Annotated in this window: 16 protein-coding genes; all 16 read right to left on the bottom strand. The window is 41.8% G+C overall.

Annotated elements, in window-relative coordinates:
* Positions 1–196 precede the first annotated feature (196 nt).
* The 16 genes from frr to fliR all read right to left on the bottom strand — a co-directional run bounded on the left by frr (position 197) and on the right by fliR (position 16,154).
* The gene (frr, locus tag ABE28_RS08110; protein ID WP_061144646.1) at positions 197–754 is read right to left on the bottom strand and encodes a ribosome recycling factor; all 558 of its coding nucleotides are present in this window, start codon (positions 752–754) and stop codon (positions 197–199) included.
* Positions 755–757: 3 nt separating this feature from the next.
* Positions 758–1,480: a UMP kinase gene (pyrH, locus tag ABE28_RS08105; RefSeq protein ID WP_061144645.1), complete on the bottom strand. Its 723-nt coding sequence runs from the start codon at positions 1,478–1,480 to the stop codon at positions 758–760.
* Between the two features lie 116 nt (positions 1,481–1,596).
* Positions 1,597–2,481, bottom strand: a complete 885-nt coding sequence (gene tsf, locus ABE28_RS08100; protein WP_064461883.1) for a translation elongation factor Ts — start codon at positions 2,479–2,481, stop codon at positions 1,597–1,599.
* 236 nt (positions 2,482–2,717) lie between these two features.
* Positions 2,718–3,431 carry a 30S ribosomal protein S2 gene (gene rpsB / locus ABE28_RS08095; protein ID WP_057913389.1) on the bottom strand — a complete coding sequence of 238 codons (714 nt, stop codon included), beginning with the start codon at positions 3,429–3,431 and terminating at the stop codon, positions 2,718–2,720.
* Positions 3,432–3,583: 152 nt separating this feature from the next.
* A complete protein-coding gene (locus ABE28_RS08090; RefSeq protein WP_064461882.1) occupies positions 3,584–4,219 on the bottom strand; it encodes a hypothetical protein in 636 nt (211 codons plus the stop codon).
* 242 nt (positions 4,220–4,461) lie between these two features.
* On the bottom strand, positions 4,462–5,217 hold the full coding sequence (locus ABE28_RS08085; protein ID WP_064461881.1) for a FliA/WhiG family RNA polymerase sigma factor: 756 nt from the start codon (positions 5,215–5,217) through the stop codon (positions 4,462–4,464).
* A 115-nt stretch (positions 5,218–5,332) separates the two neighbouring features.
* Positions 5,333–5,836 carry a chemotaxis protein CheD gene (locus tag ABE28_RS08080; protein ID WP_064461880.1) on the bottom strand — a complete coding sequence of 168 codons (504 nt, stop codon included), beginning with the start codon at positions 5,834–5,836 and terminating at the stop codon, positions 5,333–5,335.
* Positions 5,829–6,467 carry a chemotaxis protein CheC gene (locus tag ABE28_RS08075; RefSeq protein WP_064461879.1) on the bottom strand — a complete coding sequence of 213 codons (639 nt, stop codon included), beginning with the start codon at positions 6,465–6,467 and terminating at the stop codon, positions 5,829–5,831. The genes ABE28_RS08080 and ABE28_RS08075 overlap by 8 nt, the downstream gene beginning before the upstream one ends.
* A gap of 4 nt (positions 6,468–6,471) precedes the next feature.
* Positions 6,472–6,927 carry a chemotaxis protein CheW gene (locus ABE28_RS08070; protein ID WP_064461878.1) on the bottom strand — a complete coding sequence of 152 codons (456 nt, stop codon included), beginning with the start codon at positions 6,925–6,927 and terminating at the stop codon, positions 6,472–6,474.
* 110 nt (positions 6,928–7,037) lie between these two features.
* A complete protein-coding gene (locus ABE28_RS08065; protein WP_064461877.1) occupies positions 7,038–9,089 on the bottom strand; it encodes a chemotaxis protein CheA in 2,052 nt (683 codons plus the stop codon).
* 20 nt (positions 9,090–9,109) lie between these two features.
* The gene (locus ABE28_RS08060; protein ID WP_064461950.1) at positions 9,110–10,207 is read right to left on the bottom strand and encodes a protein-glutamate methylesterase/protein-glutamine glutaminase; all 1,098 of its coding nucleotides are present in this window, start codon (positions 10,205–10,207) and stop codon (positions 9,110–9,112) included.
* 10 nt (positions 10,208–10,217) lie between these two features.
* The gene (locus tag ABE28_RS08055; protein WP_064461876.1) at positions 10,218–11,084 is read right to left on the bottom strand and encodes a MinD/ParA family protein; all 867 of its coding nucleotides are present in this window, start codon (positions 11,082–11,084) and stop codon (positions 10,218–10,220) included.
* Positions 11,068–12,216 carry a flagellar biosynthesis GTPase FlhF gene (gene flhF, locus ABE28_RS08050; protein WP_306807337.1) on the bottom strand — a complete coding sequence of 383 codons (1,149 nt, stop codon included), beginning with the start codon at positions 12,214–12,216 and terminating at the stop codon, positions 11,068–11,070. The genes ABE28_RS08055 and flhF overlap by 17 nt, the downstream gene beginning before the upstream one ends.
* 2 nt (positions 12,217–12,218) lie before the next feature.
* Positions 12,219–14,255, bottom strand: a complete 2,037-nt coding sequence (flhA, locus tag ABE28_RS08045; protein ID WP_064461874.1) for a flagellar biosynthesis protein FlhA — start codon at positions 14,253–14,255, stop codon at positions 12,219–12,221.
* Between the two features lie 38 nt (positions 14,256–14,293).
* Complete coding sequence (gene flhB / locus ABE28_RS08040; protein WP_064461873.1) at positions 14,294–15,376, bottom strand: flagellar biosynthesis protein FlhB; 1,083 nt, start codon at positions 15,374–15,376, stop codon at positions 14,294–14,296.
* A gap of 1 nt (position 15,377) precedes the next feature.
* Positions 15,378–16,154, bottom strand: a complete 777-nt coding sequence (gene fliR / locus ABE28_RS08035; protein WP_064461872.1) for a flagellar biosynthetic protein FliR — start codon at positions 16,152–16,154, stop codon at positions 15,378–15,380.
* Position 16,155: the final 1 nt, after the last annotated feature.

Here is a 16,155-nt window from a genome sequence, read left to right as displayed (position 1 = left end):
GGTTCGTATTTACGTGAAAAATGCAAAAAAGGGCCACCTCCACCATCACTATGCAACATCCTAACTTAAAGGGTACACATTAACGGAGAAACCTTATTATAACAGTTTTCTCTTTTAAGCACACCTATATGTTAGAACAAAGACATGATCAGTAAGGATTGGGCCCTCTTCATTCAATCAATTCTTTTGGTGAAAATTATACTTCCAAAATTTCTTTTTCTTTATCTTTAGTGATCTCATCGATTTTAGTGATATTGCCATCTGTCATCTTTTGAATGTCATCAGCATATCCCCGTAAATCATCTTCCGTGATTTCACCATTTTTTTCAAGCTTCTTCAGATCATCATTAGCATCGCGGCGCACGTTACGGATGGCAATTTTTGCTTCTTCCGCTTCTTTCTTGACCACTTTTACAAGCTCTTTTCTGCGCTCTTCCGTTAATGCCGGAATCGCTATCCTGATGATCGATCCATCATTTGAAGGATTTAAGCCAAGGTCTGATTTCAAAATCGCTTTTTCGATTTCACCTAGAACCGTCTTATCATAAGGTTGAATCACCAATAGTCTAGCTTCAGGAACAGAAATCCCTGCCACCTGGTTGACTGGTGTTTGAGAACCGTAATAATCAATCGAAATCCTATCAAGCAATGAGGCATTTGCCCTGCCCGCACGGATGCTGGCTAATTCACGTGTGTACGCTCCAATGGCTTTTTCCATTTTCGTTTTCGCATTTGAAATGACTTGTTTCGGCATCTTTTATTTCCCCCTAACTATTGTTCCAAGCGTTTCGCCTAAAACGGCCCGTTTTATATTACCTTTTTCCATGATCGAGAAGACAATCAGTGGAATATCGTTGTCCATGCATAGTGAGGAAGCAGTCGAATCCATTACTTCCAAGCCTTCTTTTATAACATCAAGGTAGGAAAGTTGGTCATATTTCACCGCATTTTTATCCTTAACAGGATCGGCATTGTATACGCCATCCACATTATTCTTCGCCATCAGGATGACATCAGCTTCAATTTCAGCAGCACGCAGAGCGGCGGTAGTATCCGTTGAAAAATAAGGATTGCCTGTACCAGCAGCAAAAATCACGACTCTCTTTTTTTCCAGATGCCTGATTGCACGGCGTCTAATGTATGGTTCTGCAACCTGCCGCATCTCAATCGAAGTCTGCACTCGTGTTTCAATCCCAAGTTGATCAAGGCTGTCTTGTAGAGCCAAAGAGTTCATGACAGTCGCCAGCATCCCCATATAATCGGCGTTGGCCCGATCCATGCCCATTTCGCTGCCTATCTTGCCACGCCATATGTTTCCGCCGCCTACAACTACAGCCACTTCCACGTCAAGCTCTGCCACTTCCTTGACTTGTTCAGCAATAGATTTAATTACAGCAGGATTAATTCCAAATCCTTCTTCACCAGCTAATGCTTCTCCACTGAGTTTTAATACAACACGTTTATATTTAGCGTTACTCATGACACCCTCCAACTATGTAATCTTATTCAATTGTTCATCATGGTTCATGGTTCAATGATGCTTAAAAGTTTTAAAAAATAGGGAACACAAGAGTGTTCCCTATTTTCATTTTGCAATTAGTCTTTTTTAACTTGGTTCATTACTTCTTCAGCAAAGTTTTCTTGACGTTTTTCAAGACCTTCCCCTACTTCATAACGAACGAATGATAGGATTTTTCCGCCTTTTGATTCAACGAATTGTCCCACTTTTTGATCTGGGTTTTTAACGAAAGCTTGTTCATTCACACAAATTTCTTCGTAGTATTTGTTGATGCGTCCTTCAACCATTTTTGCTACGATTTTTTCTGGTTTGCCTTCATTAAGTGCTTGCTGTGTAAGAACTTCGCGCTCGCGATCTAATTCACTAGCATCGACTTGGTCACGAGAGATATATTTTGGGTTAAGAGCAGCGATATGCATGGAAACGCCTTTGGCTGCATCTTCGTCAGTCGTTCCTTCAACAACGGTTAGTACGCTGATACGTCCACCCATGTGAAGGTATGCACCGAATGCATCGCTATCTGTTTTCGTAACAACTTGGAAACGGCGAAGAGTTAATTTTTCCCCGATTTTAGCAACTGCAGCATTGATGTGATCTGCAACTTTCGCTCCGTTTTCCATTGTTTGCTCTAAAGCCACTTCAACGCTTTCAGGTTTGTTGGCAAGAAGGAATGCAGCCAATTCTTTAACAAGAGTTTGGAAACCTTCGTTTTTCGCAACGAAATCAGTTTCTGAGTTCACTTCAAGAATTACAGCTTCGTTTCCATCAACAACGATTGATGTCAATCCTTCAGCAGCAATGCGATCTCCTTTATTGGCAGCTTTTGCAATTCCTTTTTCACGTAGGAAATCGATCGCTTTTTCCATATCGCCTTCCGTTTGTACAAGCGCCTTTTTACAATCCATCATGCCGGCACCAGTTTTTTCACGCAATTCTTTAACTAATTGTGCAGTGATTGCCATAATATATATCCTCCTCAAATTAAATGCAGTTTATTCAATTCTTACCCGTTTTTGCCAGAAAATACCGTTATCATCAGAGAAAATAACGAAACTCGGCAGAAGCCCTTAAAAATCAACCTGCCTTATCTACATTGGCGTGGTGATTTATGTATGCTTATTTAGTGCAAAAAAAAGGGATAAAAGGCATTATCCTCTTATCACCTTTTTCTTACTGAATAAGCAACCTTTTTAGCTTATTAAGCAGTTGTTGTTTCAGTTGCTGTTTCTTCACCTTGTTTAGCTTCTAAGATAGCATCTGCCATTTTACCTGTTAATAATTTAACAGCACGGATTGCATCGTCATTCGCAGGAATAACTACATCGATTTCATCCGGATCACAGTTTGTATCAACGATACCTACAAGTGGAATGTGTAATTTGTGTGCTTCCGCAACAGCAATACGCTCTTTGCGAGGGTCGATAACGAAGATCGCATCTGGAAGAGTCTTCATATCTTTAATACCGCCCAAGAATTTCTCTAAGCGATCCCATTCTTTTTTAAGTTGGATAACTTCTTTTTTCGGAAGTACTTCGAAAGTTCCGTTTGCTTCCATTTTTTCGATATCTTTAAGACGAGCAATACGTTTTTGGATTGTTTCAAAGTTTGTTAAAGTTCCACCTAACCAGCGTTGGTTTACATAGTACATACCAGAACGGATAGCTTCTTCTTTAACGGATTCTTGAGCTTGTTTTTTAGTACCGACGAAAAGAACAGTACCGCCGTTAGCAGCTAGTTCTTTCACGAAGTTATAAGCTTCTTCAACCTTTTTAACTGTTTTTTGAAGGTCGATGATGTAGATGCCGTTACGCTCAGTGAAGATATATTTCTTCATTTTTGGGTTCCAGCGACGTGTTTGGTGTCCGAAATGCACACCAGCTTCAAGCAATTGTTTCATAGAAATGACTGACATTTTAGTTCCTCCTAAATGGTTTTGTTTTTCCTCCGCACCGATCATTTTCATGCAGAAACTGTCGAAACAGCACCAGCTGCAAGAATCACGGGGCGTGTGTATTAACACCATTTCATAATATATCATAATGACTCTTCACAATCAAGTAATATTTATCTATTCTTGCGAAACTTCAGTAATAGTTCTATTTCCGTCTGGCCTTTCCCTAGTTTTTTGGCAATTTCTTCTAAAGAATGACCTTGAGCCACCAATGCATCCACTTGTTCATTCAGTGATGGTTCCTGTAAAGAGGACTTTAAAAAATCGGGAAAGCCCTTAACAGCCTGCTTCCCTTCAGTTGTTGTGGTATGAGCTGCCGACGAAAGCTCCACTTTGTCCTCGACCTTTAGCGGCAAGAGCTTGTCCTCATGATTTGCAGGCATGTTTTTGTAGGCGTCGAGAGCCTGCCTTTTAGTGGAGGCCCAATGTTCCGCGTTATACTCTTCCGAAAAAGCTTGCTCTTGCTTAGCTTCTTTCTCTCCGGCTGGTTCTTTCGATAGCCCGTCTCGTTCTTTTGGAACAGGTTGTTCGCTCATGGCAGCCGGCTCCGTGAATGCCTTGATTAAGGCTTCGCTATCTTCCTGCATTTCCATTAAGTAACCAGACATAAGCTGCTCCATTTCACTTATGATGGCTTTTTGATCTTTTTCCAGCTTGCCTAGACGATTTTGGCGAAGATATAAAATGATGATGGCAAAAATGGAGCATATATTCAATACAAACAACAGAAACATAAAAAATACTAGCATGCTGCCTCCTAATTATCCCATGTGGACAGGACTGTTTTCCCTGTTGTTTTTTCCTTTAGTGTGTAGCCCCTTCAGTATGGACCCAATTGTGGTACCGTGGCGGGCGAGCCAATAAGGATTTTTCAATGCCCATTACCTTGCCGTCAGAATCCGGTAAGTTCGAACATTCTGTGATTTTGGAACGACCATTGATAAAGGTGTCGCTTCCAATTTCTCCTGTCACTCACAAATCAAGGATGATTTTATTGCTCTTTCATTGCGTTCCTTAATTTGTAAATCGCTTTTGAGTGGATCTGGGAAATTCGTGAAGTGGAGAGACTCATTACTTGCCCTATTTCGGTCAAAGTCAATTCCTCCTTATAAAAAAGCTGTAAAACCAGCTGTTCCTTTTCATTAAGCGTTTCAATGACCTTTGCCAACTCCACGTACAGTTCCTCACGTAGCACATGTTCCTCTGGCAAATCGGCTTTTTCATCCTTGATATAAAAATTCTTACTTTCTTTATCATCCTGCTCTTGGTCATCCATGGATAGTACATTTGCAAAGAAATTCCCCTGTATTGCCGCATATACATCTTCTTCAGGTATGTTCAATTCTGCTGCAATTTCGCTTGGAGAAAGGTTCCTCATGTATTTTTGCTCTAGCTTTTCTATGGATGACTCTATTTTTTTGGCTTTATCCCTTGCACTTCGTGGAAGCCAATCCTCTTTTCTTAATCCATCTAAAATAGCACCGCGAATTCTAAATGAAGCATATGTGTCGAACTTCAGGTCACGCTTCGTATCAAATCGTTCCAGGGCGTCGAATAACCCCATCATACCGAGACTCCTGATATCATCCCTGCTCACATTTTTAGGAAGACTAACTGAAATGCGTTGAACATGATAGGAAACAAGCGGAATGTATTTCTTTACCAAAATGTCGCCAGCGTGCGGGTCTCTGCAATCAACCCAATTTTTCCAACATACCTGTTCTTCTTCGATGGTCAGATGAGACATTGGACATCCTCCTTACATTATGCATTTTGTGCTCCAAACAGCCTCCAGGCCCCTGATGCAGCAATGTTTTTCCTGCAAGTTTTTTTAAGATTTTTTTTGCATTCTTTACAAAGGGCTAAATATTTTTCGTTCCCTTATTGACGGTCCTGATATTCAATAAACAATCTTTCAAATTGAATTCGATCGTTCTTCCGCTATTTCCACCTACATCTTCGGAGACGATTTGAATGTGCAAATGAGCTAACTCTTTCCGAACGGCCTCTACATTCCTCGGCCCGATTCTCATTAAATCCCCACCGGAGGCAAACTGAAACATTTGTGCCCCTCCAGCGAGCTTCGCTTTTAAAAAAGGTATTCTCGCACCTTCTTTAACCAAGCACTGTACTAATTCCCTGACCCCAGTATCTGCAAATTTAGCTACATTGATTTGACCCGTCTTAGTCAGTGAAGAATCTGGCAGCATCACGTGGACTAAACCCGCAACCGCTTTTTTCTCGTCATAAACGACAACGCCCACGCATGACCCCAGGCCTGACGTACGGATCGAGCATGGAGGCTTTACAATCTTCATATCCGCTATCCCCACTTTAACGACCTCGACCTTTAATAATTCAGTCATCAGCAGTCAACCCTAAAGCGGCGAAAATGATTTCAAAAAATTCCGGGTCAGGTAATAAAAAGAAATGACCGTCAATGGAATCTCCTATTAGTTGATCTTTTACAAGGACCGTATCGATGACTATCACTGCGTCACTTTCCTGTGATAATTCCAATAACCCATAACTAATTGTTGCTCCTACCATATCAATGCTCAATGCCGGTACGGAAGGAAATATATTCAGTTGTGTGAAATCAGCTAAAGATGAAAGATAAGATCCGGATAGAATATTCCCCAATTCCTGCAGGCAGGAAAGCGCCAGCTCGGCATGTGGTGTGCTTTCTATTGAAAAGGCTGAATCACCGGCCATCTCCCGAATCAAGTATTGAGCTACTGGAAGTGAAAGAACAAAAAACATACTCCCGGAAACATCACCTTCTATCCTAAGGAAAACGCTGGCGACGACGTGATCGGCGCCGCCTGCGATTTCCATCATTTCATCGAAGGATACGATTCGGGCTGTAGGAACATTCATATCAATTTTCCTATTCAGGATGGCCGAAAGCGAAGTTGCTGCATTCCCTGCACCTATATTGCCAATTTCCTTCAGAATATCAAGTTGGAGAGGACTGATTTTTTCAATGAATGACATATCATTATCCTTCTTTTAATATATTTTCAGTCACTTCTAGACTTAAAGCATTTTCCAAATTAATTAACACGAGCAGCCGTTTGTCAATCTTTGCCACTCCGCTTATGTATTCAGAAGCCAAATGACCAACCACTTCAGGCTGCGGTTCAATACTATTCACTGGAATATCCAGAACATCATTGGCAGAGTCCACTATCAACCCCACTTCCATATCATCGAGAATGACGATGATGATCCTCGTAGAATCATCATACTCCACCTCTTCGAACCCAAAGCGCACCCTCAAATCAATAATCGGCGTGATGACGCCCCTTAAATTTATTACGCCCTTAACGAACCGGACTGCCTTCGGAACTCTCGTAATATGCAAAAGCTTTTCAATTCCACTGACCTTATCAACTGGAATGGCATACTCTTTATCTTTAATTTTGAATACGATCACTTTCATTTCCTGCGACATCCATTACCCTCCTCTTTAAAAAAATTCAAGTGTGCAAGTTGACAGCTTGCCGATATCCTGAATGCAACATGCCAAAGCCAGTATCCCATTTCCCTGCCTGGCCGCATCAATCAATGAATCAATGTGTTGCAATCTATGATTAAAGCTACTTGGCCATCACCAAGAATCGTTGCTCCCGATATTGCAAAGGCACTTGTCAAATAATTCCCGAGTGATTTCAAGACCACCTCAAGCTGCCCGATAAATGAATCTACGACCAATCCTGCTAATTTGTCGCCCTTCCTTACAATGACCACTGAGAGGAACTCTTCCTCAGCCTGACTAATCGGCACTTCAAAAATATCTTTAAGGAATAGAAGCGGAAGCACTTTGCCTCTGAAGTCTATTACTTGTTGATTATGGGCGTTCAATATATCTTCTTTTTTTATGATCGCGGTCTCTATAATGGAAGAAAGCGGTATTGCATATTTTTCATTTTGGATGGCAACCAGCATCACTGAAATAATCGACAATGTAAGGGGAAGCTGAATAAGGAAAATCGACCCTTCGTCCTCTTTTGAATCAATTGTGACAGAGCCGCCCAAAGACTCGATCGTATTTTTCACTACATCCAGTCCCACTCCTCGTCCTGATACATCCGAAATGGTTTCAGCTGTCGAGAAGCCAGAGGCGAATATCAATTCATAGATTTGCTTGTCTGTTAAAGTGCCTGCCGTTTCCCTCGTTACAATTCCATTGGAAAGCGCCTTGTTCAAAACTCGCTCTTTATTAATGCCTGCCCCATCATCATCGATTTCGATGAATACATGATTTCCGCTGTGATACGCTTTTAAATGGATTTTCCCTTCTTCGGTCTTTCCTTTCGCCAGACGTTCTTCAGGTGTTTCAATTCCATGATCCATGGCATTTCTTAATAAATGAACGAGCGGATCGCCAATTTCATCGATGACGGTGCGATCAAGCTCGGTTTCCGCTCCCGTTATTTCCAATTCAACTTTCTTGTTTAAATCCCTCGCTAATTGGCGGACCATTTTTGGAAAGCGATTGAATACCGTCTCCACAGGCACCATCCGCATATTCAAAACGATTGTTTGTAAATCGCTTGTTATACGGGACATCCTTTCCACTGTTTCATGCAGCTCCTGATTGTCCAAATCATTAGAAATTTGATCCAGCCTGCCTCGATCGATTACAAGCTCCTCGAATAAATTCATTAATATATCAAGACGTTCAATGTTCACCCGGATTGTCTTGCTTGATGCAGGTTTAACGGAAGGCTGTTTTTTCTTTTCTTTAACATCGCTTGAAAGCATAATTGCATTATCTGCCGTTTGTTCCTCGTTATCCATTCCAGCAATTTGATCCTCTTTTACGTTGACCGCATGCCGCACCCCTTCAAGATCAAGGGTATGCATTACGACGTTATCCACTTCTGAAACCTTCATGATTTCATTCTTTAGCTCTTCACTTGACTCTTTGGTTATCATCGTTACCGTGAATTGCTGATCGAACTGCTCTTCTTCCAGAAGTTCGACAGGTGGTTGGGATTTGATGACTTCACCGGATTTTTCAAGTACTTCAAAAACCATGAACACCCGGGCAGCTTTTAACAGACAGTCTGCACGCAATGCAATTGTAATTTCAAAGCTGTTGAATCCTTGCTCTTTGGACTGCTGAAGAACGGTCCATTCGAATTCATCATACTCCCCCTCAATCATTTCTTCCGTATCAAGAACGGCAGAAGTAGCAGCAACTTCTACAGCCGAGGTTGAGATCGGTGATTCTCCTTTTTCAATCAAATCCAGCTGATGGACAACCTTTGATACATCTCTTTTTCCATCTCCACCTTCTGCAATGGACATGACCATCGCTTCCAGATCATCTACGGCTAAAAATATCACATCAAATACTTCAGGAGTAAGCGTAATTTGGCTGTTGCGGATCGCATCCAAAACATTCTCCATTTTATGGGTTAAATTAGCCAAATCCTCATACCCCATAGTTGCGGACATCCCTTTCAGGGTATGGGCGGAACGAAAGATTTCGTTTACAATCGAGAGGTCTTCCGGGTTCTTCTCAAGTACCAGCAACTGTTCGCTTGCTGTTTGCAGATGTTCTTTGCTTTCTTCTATAAATACCTCTAGATACTGATTCATATCCATATAATCTCCACCCCCACGAGTTAGAAATAGCCCTTTATCGCTTTAGCTATTTTTTCTACGTCCTCTATGCTATCTATTAAATTCGTATTGATTGCCGCCTTCGGCATACCAAACACGATCGATGTCTCCTGTGATTCAGCTATCGCTTTTGAAAAGCCTCTTTGTTTAAGCCTCTTAAGCCCATTCGACCCATCCATTCCCATTCCGGTCATGATAACCGCTATCTTCGCATATTCATCCATTTCGCTTACCGATTCAAAGAGCACATCCACAGACGGCCGGTGTCCATTACGCAATTCCGATTTATCTAAATGAACAATCCAATTCATTGCAGCTTTTCTCACTTTCAAGTGAAAACCACCTGGAGCGATGTAGGCTATACCCTTTTGGATCAGGTCCCCTTCTTCAGCTTCCTTCACGTGTATCTCACATAATGAATTTAGGCGGGCAGCCAAAGAATGGGTGAAACCGGGTGGCATATGCTGGACTACAAGAATGGGCGCATCGATATCGCCGGGAAGACCTGTCAAGACAGTCTGTAAGGCTCTCGGTCCTCCTGTGGATGTGCCAATGATAATCACCTTATCATTTCCATTGGACCAATTTCTTTCGCTTTTTCGTTTTTTAAGCGGTACATCTAATTCTATTTTACTATGTTTCCCCCAAGCTAAAGGGCTTTTTTCTATATTCAGAGCATTTTTTCGTAATTTGTGAACATTTGCCCGACTTGCTGCCATAACTTTTTCATGAAGCTCCTTTTTGATTTTATGTAAATCCAGCGAAATCGCACCGGAAGGCTTAGCCACAAAATCAAAGGCGCCACTGCTCATGGCAGCAAATGTATTATCCGTACCTACCTTCGTTGTGCTTGATAACATGACCACGGGGGTTGGACATACATTCATGATCAAGTTCAAAGCTTGCAGACCGTCCATAACCGGCATCTCCACATCCATGGTCACGACATCGGGTTTTAAAGCCTTGATTTTTTCTAACGCGTCTTTTCCGTTTCTCGCAGTTCCGATGACCTCTATGTCACTCTCTTCCCCTAAAAACTCTGAAATTAACTTTCTCATGAACGCAGAATCATCCACTATCAATACTTTTACTTTATCCATGTAATGAGACCTACTTTCCAAGAAAATATCTCTTCATATTTCTGAGGAAATGGCTTTTGGGCAAAGTCAATTTTTCCCCAAACGAATGATTGGCATATCTCGTCGCAATGTCCACCATGGCTTTGGATACATCAGCTTCAGAATCGAAAAGGATAAAGGGCATTTGTTCGGAAACGGCTTTTGAAACGATTCTGTCGTCTGGTAAATAACCTAGTCCAACCGTTTCAAGATCCAAAAATTTCTTGAAGGCATTTTGCAGCCGCTTAATGGTATCTTTCCCTTCCTTATTTGTGAAAACCCTGTTGCAAACTAGGAAACACGGAATCTCTTTTTTAATGGAATGAATATATTTCATTGCTGAGTATGCATCCGTTATGGAAGTCGGCTCTGGTGTGGTAATAACGACTAATTCATCGACACATAAAAGGAATTTCATCGAATCATGAGTGATGCCCGCACCCATATCAAATAATATATAATCGTAGTTCGCCATCAGTGAACTGAATTCTTCATTAAAACGCGCGTACTTCCCTTCATCAAGTGAAAAGAGATTCATCAGGCCCGTTCCGCCAGTGATGATTGAAATATCCCCAGAACCTGCAGTAATGATTTCCTCCAGACTACGGCCATTTTCAAAGAAATCGATAATATTGTAGGGGGAGTGCCCCCCGATCAATATATCTATATTCCCCATGCCGATATCCATATCGAACAACAATACCCTTTTTCCCATTTTGGATAAGGCAATCGAAAAATTCAAAGAAAAGTTTGACTTGCCAACACCGCCCTTGCCACTTAAAACGGCAATGGTTCTTGCCATTTTTTGATTTTGGCGTGCTTCCAATCTTCTTCGTAAGTTCTCAGCTTGATCTTTCATATTTTTTTGCCTCAAGAGCCATTTTCAATAGCTGAGATGATGTAGCAATTTCCATGTCATCCGGTACATTTTGTCCATTCGTTATATAAGCAGCTCCCAATTTATGCGTGTATATGAAATTAAAGATGGCACCGAAAGTGGAAGTTTCATCCGCTTTCGTAAATATCACCTGTTTTATCGGTATGGCTGCAAACTGACGATAAATATCTTCCATATCTTTTTGCTTGGAAGTTAAGGACAACACTAAATAGGTTTCCATCTCTTCCGTAAAATGAATGATATCATTTAGATCTTTGACATACTGCGGATTGCGGAAATTCCTCCCGGCTGTATCTATGAAAACATAATCATAATGGGAGAAACGTTCTGTAGCCCGTTTGAAATCTTCCAAATTATAAGCCACTTCGATCGGTACGTTTAAAATCTTCGCATACGTCTTAAGCTGATCTATAGCCGCAATCCTGTACGTGTCCGTCGTAATGAAAGCTACCTTTAAATCATGCTTCAACATGGTTTCTGCAGCTACCTTAGCAAGAGTCGTTGTTTTGCCCACCCCTGTCGGTCCAACAATATTGATATATTTCTTCTGCAGCCCTGGTTTTCCATTCTCAACCTGATCCAAAATCGCCAGCATCGATTCTTCCAACCAGCCTTGTACTTCTTCAACTGTCGATCTTTGTTTGGACGCGAACCATTTTTCAAGTAATTCATCCATGATTTTTGACCGCAGTGATGGATCGACTTCCTGCTCGGTTAAGTAATCAGAAGGCTTCTGAAGTAACTCTGGATATTTTCGATCTGACGAATTGATTTGTATCCGATTGATCATGTCTTTCAAACCTTCTATTTCTTTTAATAACTCGGCATTTCCCCCGGATTCATCAGCATAAGGCACTTGACTTTCCAGTTGCGGAACGGAAGGTAGCTTCTTCTTTTTTTGCTTGGTTACCGTTTGAAGAGGAGCGGAAACTGGGTCGATCGCCGCAATGACTTCTATATTCCTCTTCTTGAATAAACCTAGGAAACCGCCTTTATATACAGCTTTTGAGCTTAAGATGACCGCCTCACTTCCTAGCTCCACCCTAATTCGCTTCATCGCCTCGGTCATTGATGGGGCCAAATATTTCTTCACCTTCAATCGATATTCACCACCCCTACACTTTGTACTTCTACGTTGGATTCGAGTTCATTATAAGAAAGAACCGGTACATTGGGAAAATAACGTTCAATTAATTGGCGGGCATACATGCGCACTGCCGGGGAACAGAGTAAGATCGGTTGGTGATCCATTAATGTCAGTTCCTCCAATTTGGCTGCAATTGCCTCCAATATGGATTGCGATATGGTTGGATCAAGTGATAAATAGTTACCATGTTCAGTTTGCTGAACTCCATCAGCGATGTTTTTTTCCACTTTCCCCGATAAGGTTATCACTTTAATTTTATTCTCATCGTTAATAAAGGAATTTGTAATTTGCCTTGCTAAATTCTGCCTCACATATTCAGTAAGTAAATCCGTGTCAGTGGATAGTTTTCCATAATCAGCAAGTGTTTCGAAAATGATCGGTAGATTCCTTATCGACACCTTTTCCTTCAATAGCTTCGCCAACACTTTTTGCACATCACCTATCGATAATGGGTTAGGTGTGACTTCCTCTACAAGGATTGGTGAAGATTCACGGAGGTGATCGATCAATTGCTTCGTTTCCTGCCGGCCCAGCAGATCCTGAGCATTGGCCTTTATGACTTCCGTCAAGTGTGTGGAAACTACACTCGGAGGGTCAACGACTGTATACCCCATCATCTCGGCGTGTTCCTTCATATCATCCGTGATCCATTTGGCAGGTAAGCCAAAGGAAGGTTCGATCGTATCGATCCCTTCTATCGAATCATCCTCCATCCCCGGACTCATGGCCAAGAAATGGTTAAGCAGCAATTCCCCTTTTGCCATGACACTTCCCTTAATTTTCAAACGATACTCATTTGGATTCAACTGAATGTTATCCCGTATCCTGACTACGGGAATGACGAGTCCCAATTCAATGGCAAGCTGTCTGCGGATCATGACGACACGATCCAGCAGGTCTCCCCCTTGATTGGCATCTGCAAGAGGAATCAGTCCATATCCAAACTCGAATTCGATCGGGTCAACACTTAACAGGTTAACGACACTTTCCGGACTTTTCATTTCATCCGTTTCCAGCACTTCTTCCATCTCCTGAATTTCACTTTCGTCCTGCTTCGGTATCCTTGAAATGGTATAACCGCCAATAACTAATAAAGCTGCGATCGGCAAAGTAAATAAGTCGGAAATGGGAGTGAATAATCCTAGCAGGAATATGGTCGCTGCCGTCAGGTAAAGCATTTTCGGAAATTGAAATAGCTGTTCGACAATATCCGCACCAAGATTGCCATTCGAGGCTGCCCTGGTAACGACTATTCCTGTAGCTGTGGAAATTAATAAGGCTGGCACCTGACTGACGATTCCATCACCAACGGATAACATGGAAAAATGTGTGGCAGATTCCGCAAAACTCATATCCAATTGCATGACGCCGATGACCATCCCAAAAATCAAGTTAATGATGACAATGATGATCCCAGCAATTGCATCCCCTTTAACAAACTTACTCGCACCATCCATCGAGCCATAAAAGTCTGCCTCGTTACTTATCTTGTCCCTTCGGGCACGAGCTTCCGTTTCGGAGATCATCCCTGCATTCAAATCCGCGTCAATGGCCATCTGTTTCCCTGGCATCGCATCCAGCGTAAACCTGGCAGCAACCTCCGAGACGCGTTCCGAGCCTTTCGTGATGACGATGAAATTGATGATGACCAAAATGATGAATACAACTAATCCTACAAGTACATTGCCTCCGACTACGAACGACCCAAAGGTTTCTACAACGCCTCCAGCATCTCCATAGGTCAAAATGGCACGTGTCGTGGAAACATTCAACCCCAGCCTGAATAATGTCAGTAAAAGGAGCAGCGAAGGGAAGATTGAGAATTCAAGGGGTTCTTTCATATTCATCGTTGTCAATAGAACCAGCAGCGCAAGAGAGATGTTTAAAAGGAGTAAAATACTTAACAACCATGTCGGCAATGGAATGACCAACATGGCAACAATCATGATGACGCTCGATATAACAACTAAATCTCTTGCTCGCATGTTTTTCTCTCCTAACTAACAGGTTGCTTGTTACTTCTTTACAGCTTACCTTTGGTTTTATATACAAAGGCCAGTATTTCAGCAACCGCCTTAAAGAACTCTTCGGGTATCGCCTGACCCAATTCTGCCTGATCATATAAAGACCTTGCCAAAGGGCGATTTTCCACCATGATTACATCATTTTCTTTGGCAATGAATTTAATTTTCTGAGCAACAAAATCGACGCCTTTTGCCACTACAAACGGAGCCTCCGCTTTATCTTCATCATATTTCAAAGCAATGGCAAAATGTGTCGGGTTAGTGATGACGACGTCGGCATTCGGGATTTCCTGCATCATTCTTTGAGCAGCCATTTGCCTTTGCTTTTGCTTGATCTTGGATTTGATGAGCGGGTCCCCTTCGGAATTTTTATATTCATCCTTAATATCCTGCTTGGACATCCGGATGTTTTTTTCAAAGTCATATTTTTGATACAAATAGTCCAATAGAGCAATGAACAATAAAGCCACGGCAGCATAAAATCCTACTTTGATCGTTATATCCGCCAGCGTTGCCATCGCTTCTTCCACAGAAATCTGTGATAAGATCATAATTTCGTCCATACGTTGCCAAAGTACATAAAAGGCAACAAAGCCAACAAAGGTTATTTTAAGTATCGATTTCAACAATTCAACAATGGCCCTCATGGAAAAAATTCGTTTAAAACCTTTAATGGGATCCAATTTTTCAAGCTTAAACTGAATCGATTCCGTTGAAAACATAAATCCAATCTGCATGACATTAGCCAATATGCCAGCCACTACCGCCGCTGCAAAAACGGGTCCAAGGACTAGGCCCATTTCCTTCAATACTTCGATCATGATAATCTGGACAGTTCCTTCCGTGAAGCCATCCACGGTAAAGTGTTGCAGGTAATCTTTCATGATGGCGAGGAGATGGCTGTACATATAAGGCCCCATAATCAATAGCACCGCAAATACAGCAATCAAATTAACGGATGTATTAACATCCTGACTCTTTGCCACCTGTCCTTTTTTCTTCGAATCCTGGCGTTTTTTTGGTGTCGCCTTTTCAGTCTTCTCACCTGCGAAGAACTGTAAATCCAGCTGAAATTTATCCAAATCATATGCCTCCGATCAGCTGCATGAGATGACGCATCGTCACAAGCAAGAAATTGAAGAGTTGGGTGACAACCGTCATCATCATTCCCATCACTAAAACAATAACCGCCAAGCCCGCTATGATTTTGACTGGGATACCGACAACGAATACATTCAATTGGGGAACCGTCCTTGCAAGGATTCCTAGGGTTACATCCACTAAAAAGATACTTCCCACGACTGGTATCGACATTTGAAAGGCAATCATGAACGCTTTTCCGAACGCTTTAGCCAAGTATTCGATCATTCTATGATCTCCGAATGGAACAAACAATTGATCCATTGGTATGAATTGATAGCTATAAAAGATTCCATCCAAAAGTAAATGATGACCATTAGTACTCAATAGGAATAATAAAGCTATCGTATAAAGGTATTGGCCCATCAACGGACTTTGAGCCCCAGTTTGGGGATCGATGACGTTGGCTATTGAGAAACCCATTTGAAAATCGATCAATCCCCCAGCCACTTGAACGGCCGATAAAATCATATAGGCAGCAAATCCAATGAATAGGCCTACTAGCGCTTCCTTAATGACCAACAAATAAAATGTTACATCCAATTCCAGGATGGGAGCATCAATGGTATAGTACATGATCCAGGCAAGGAAGATTCCAAGCCCCAAACGGTGCTGTACCGGTATGGAGCGATACGAAAAAATCGGCATTGCCACAAAAAATGTGGTGACCCTGACCACGATTAATAAAAAGGCAGGAAAGTGCGGAAATAATTCTTCCATG

This window comes from Peribacillus muralis, from assembly GCF_001645685.2.
Classification (GTDB): domain Bacteria; phylum Bacillota; class Bacilli; order Bacillales; family DSM-1321; genus Peribacillus; species Peribacillus muralis_A.
The sequence above is the reverse complement of the archived record's forward strand: the minus strand, read 5'-3'. Positions and strand labels throughout refer to the sequence as shown.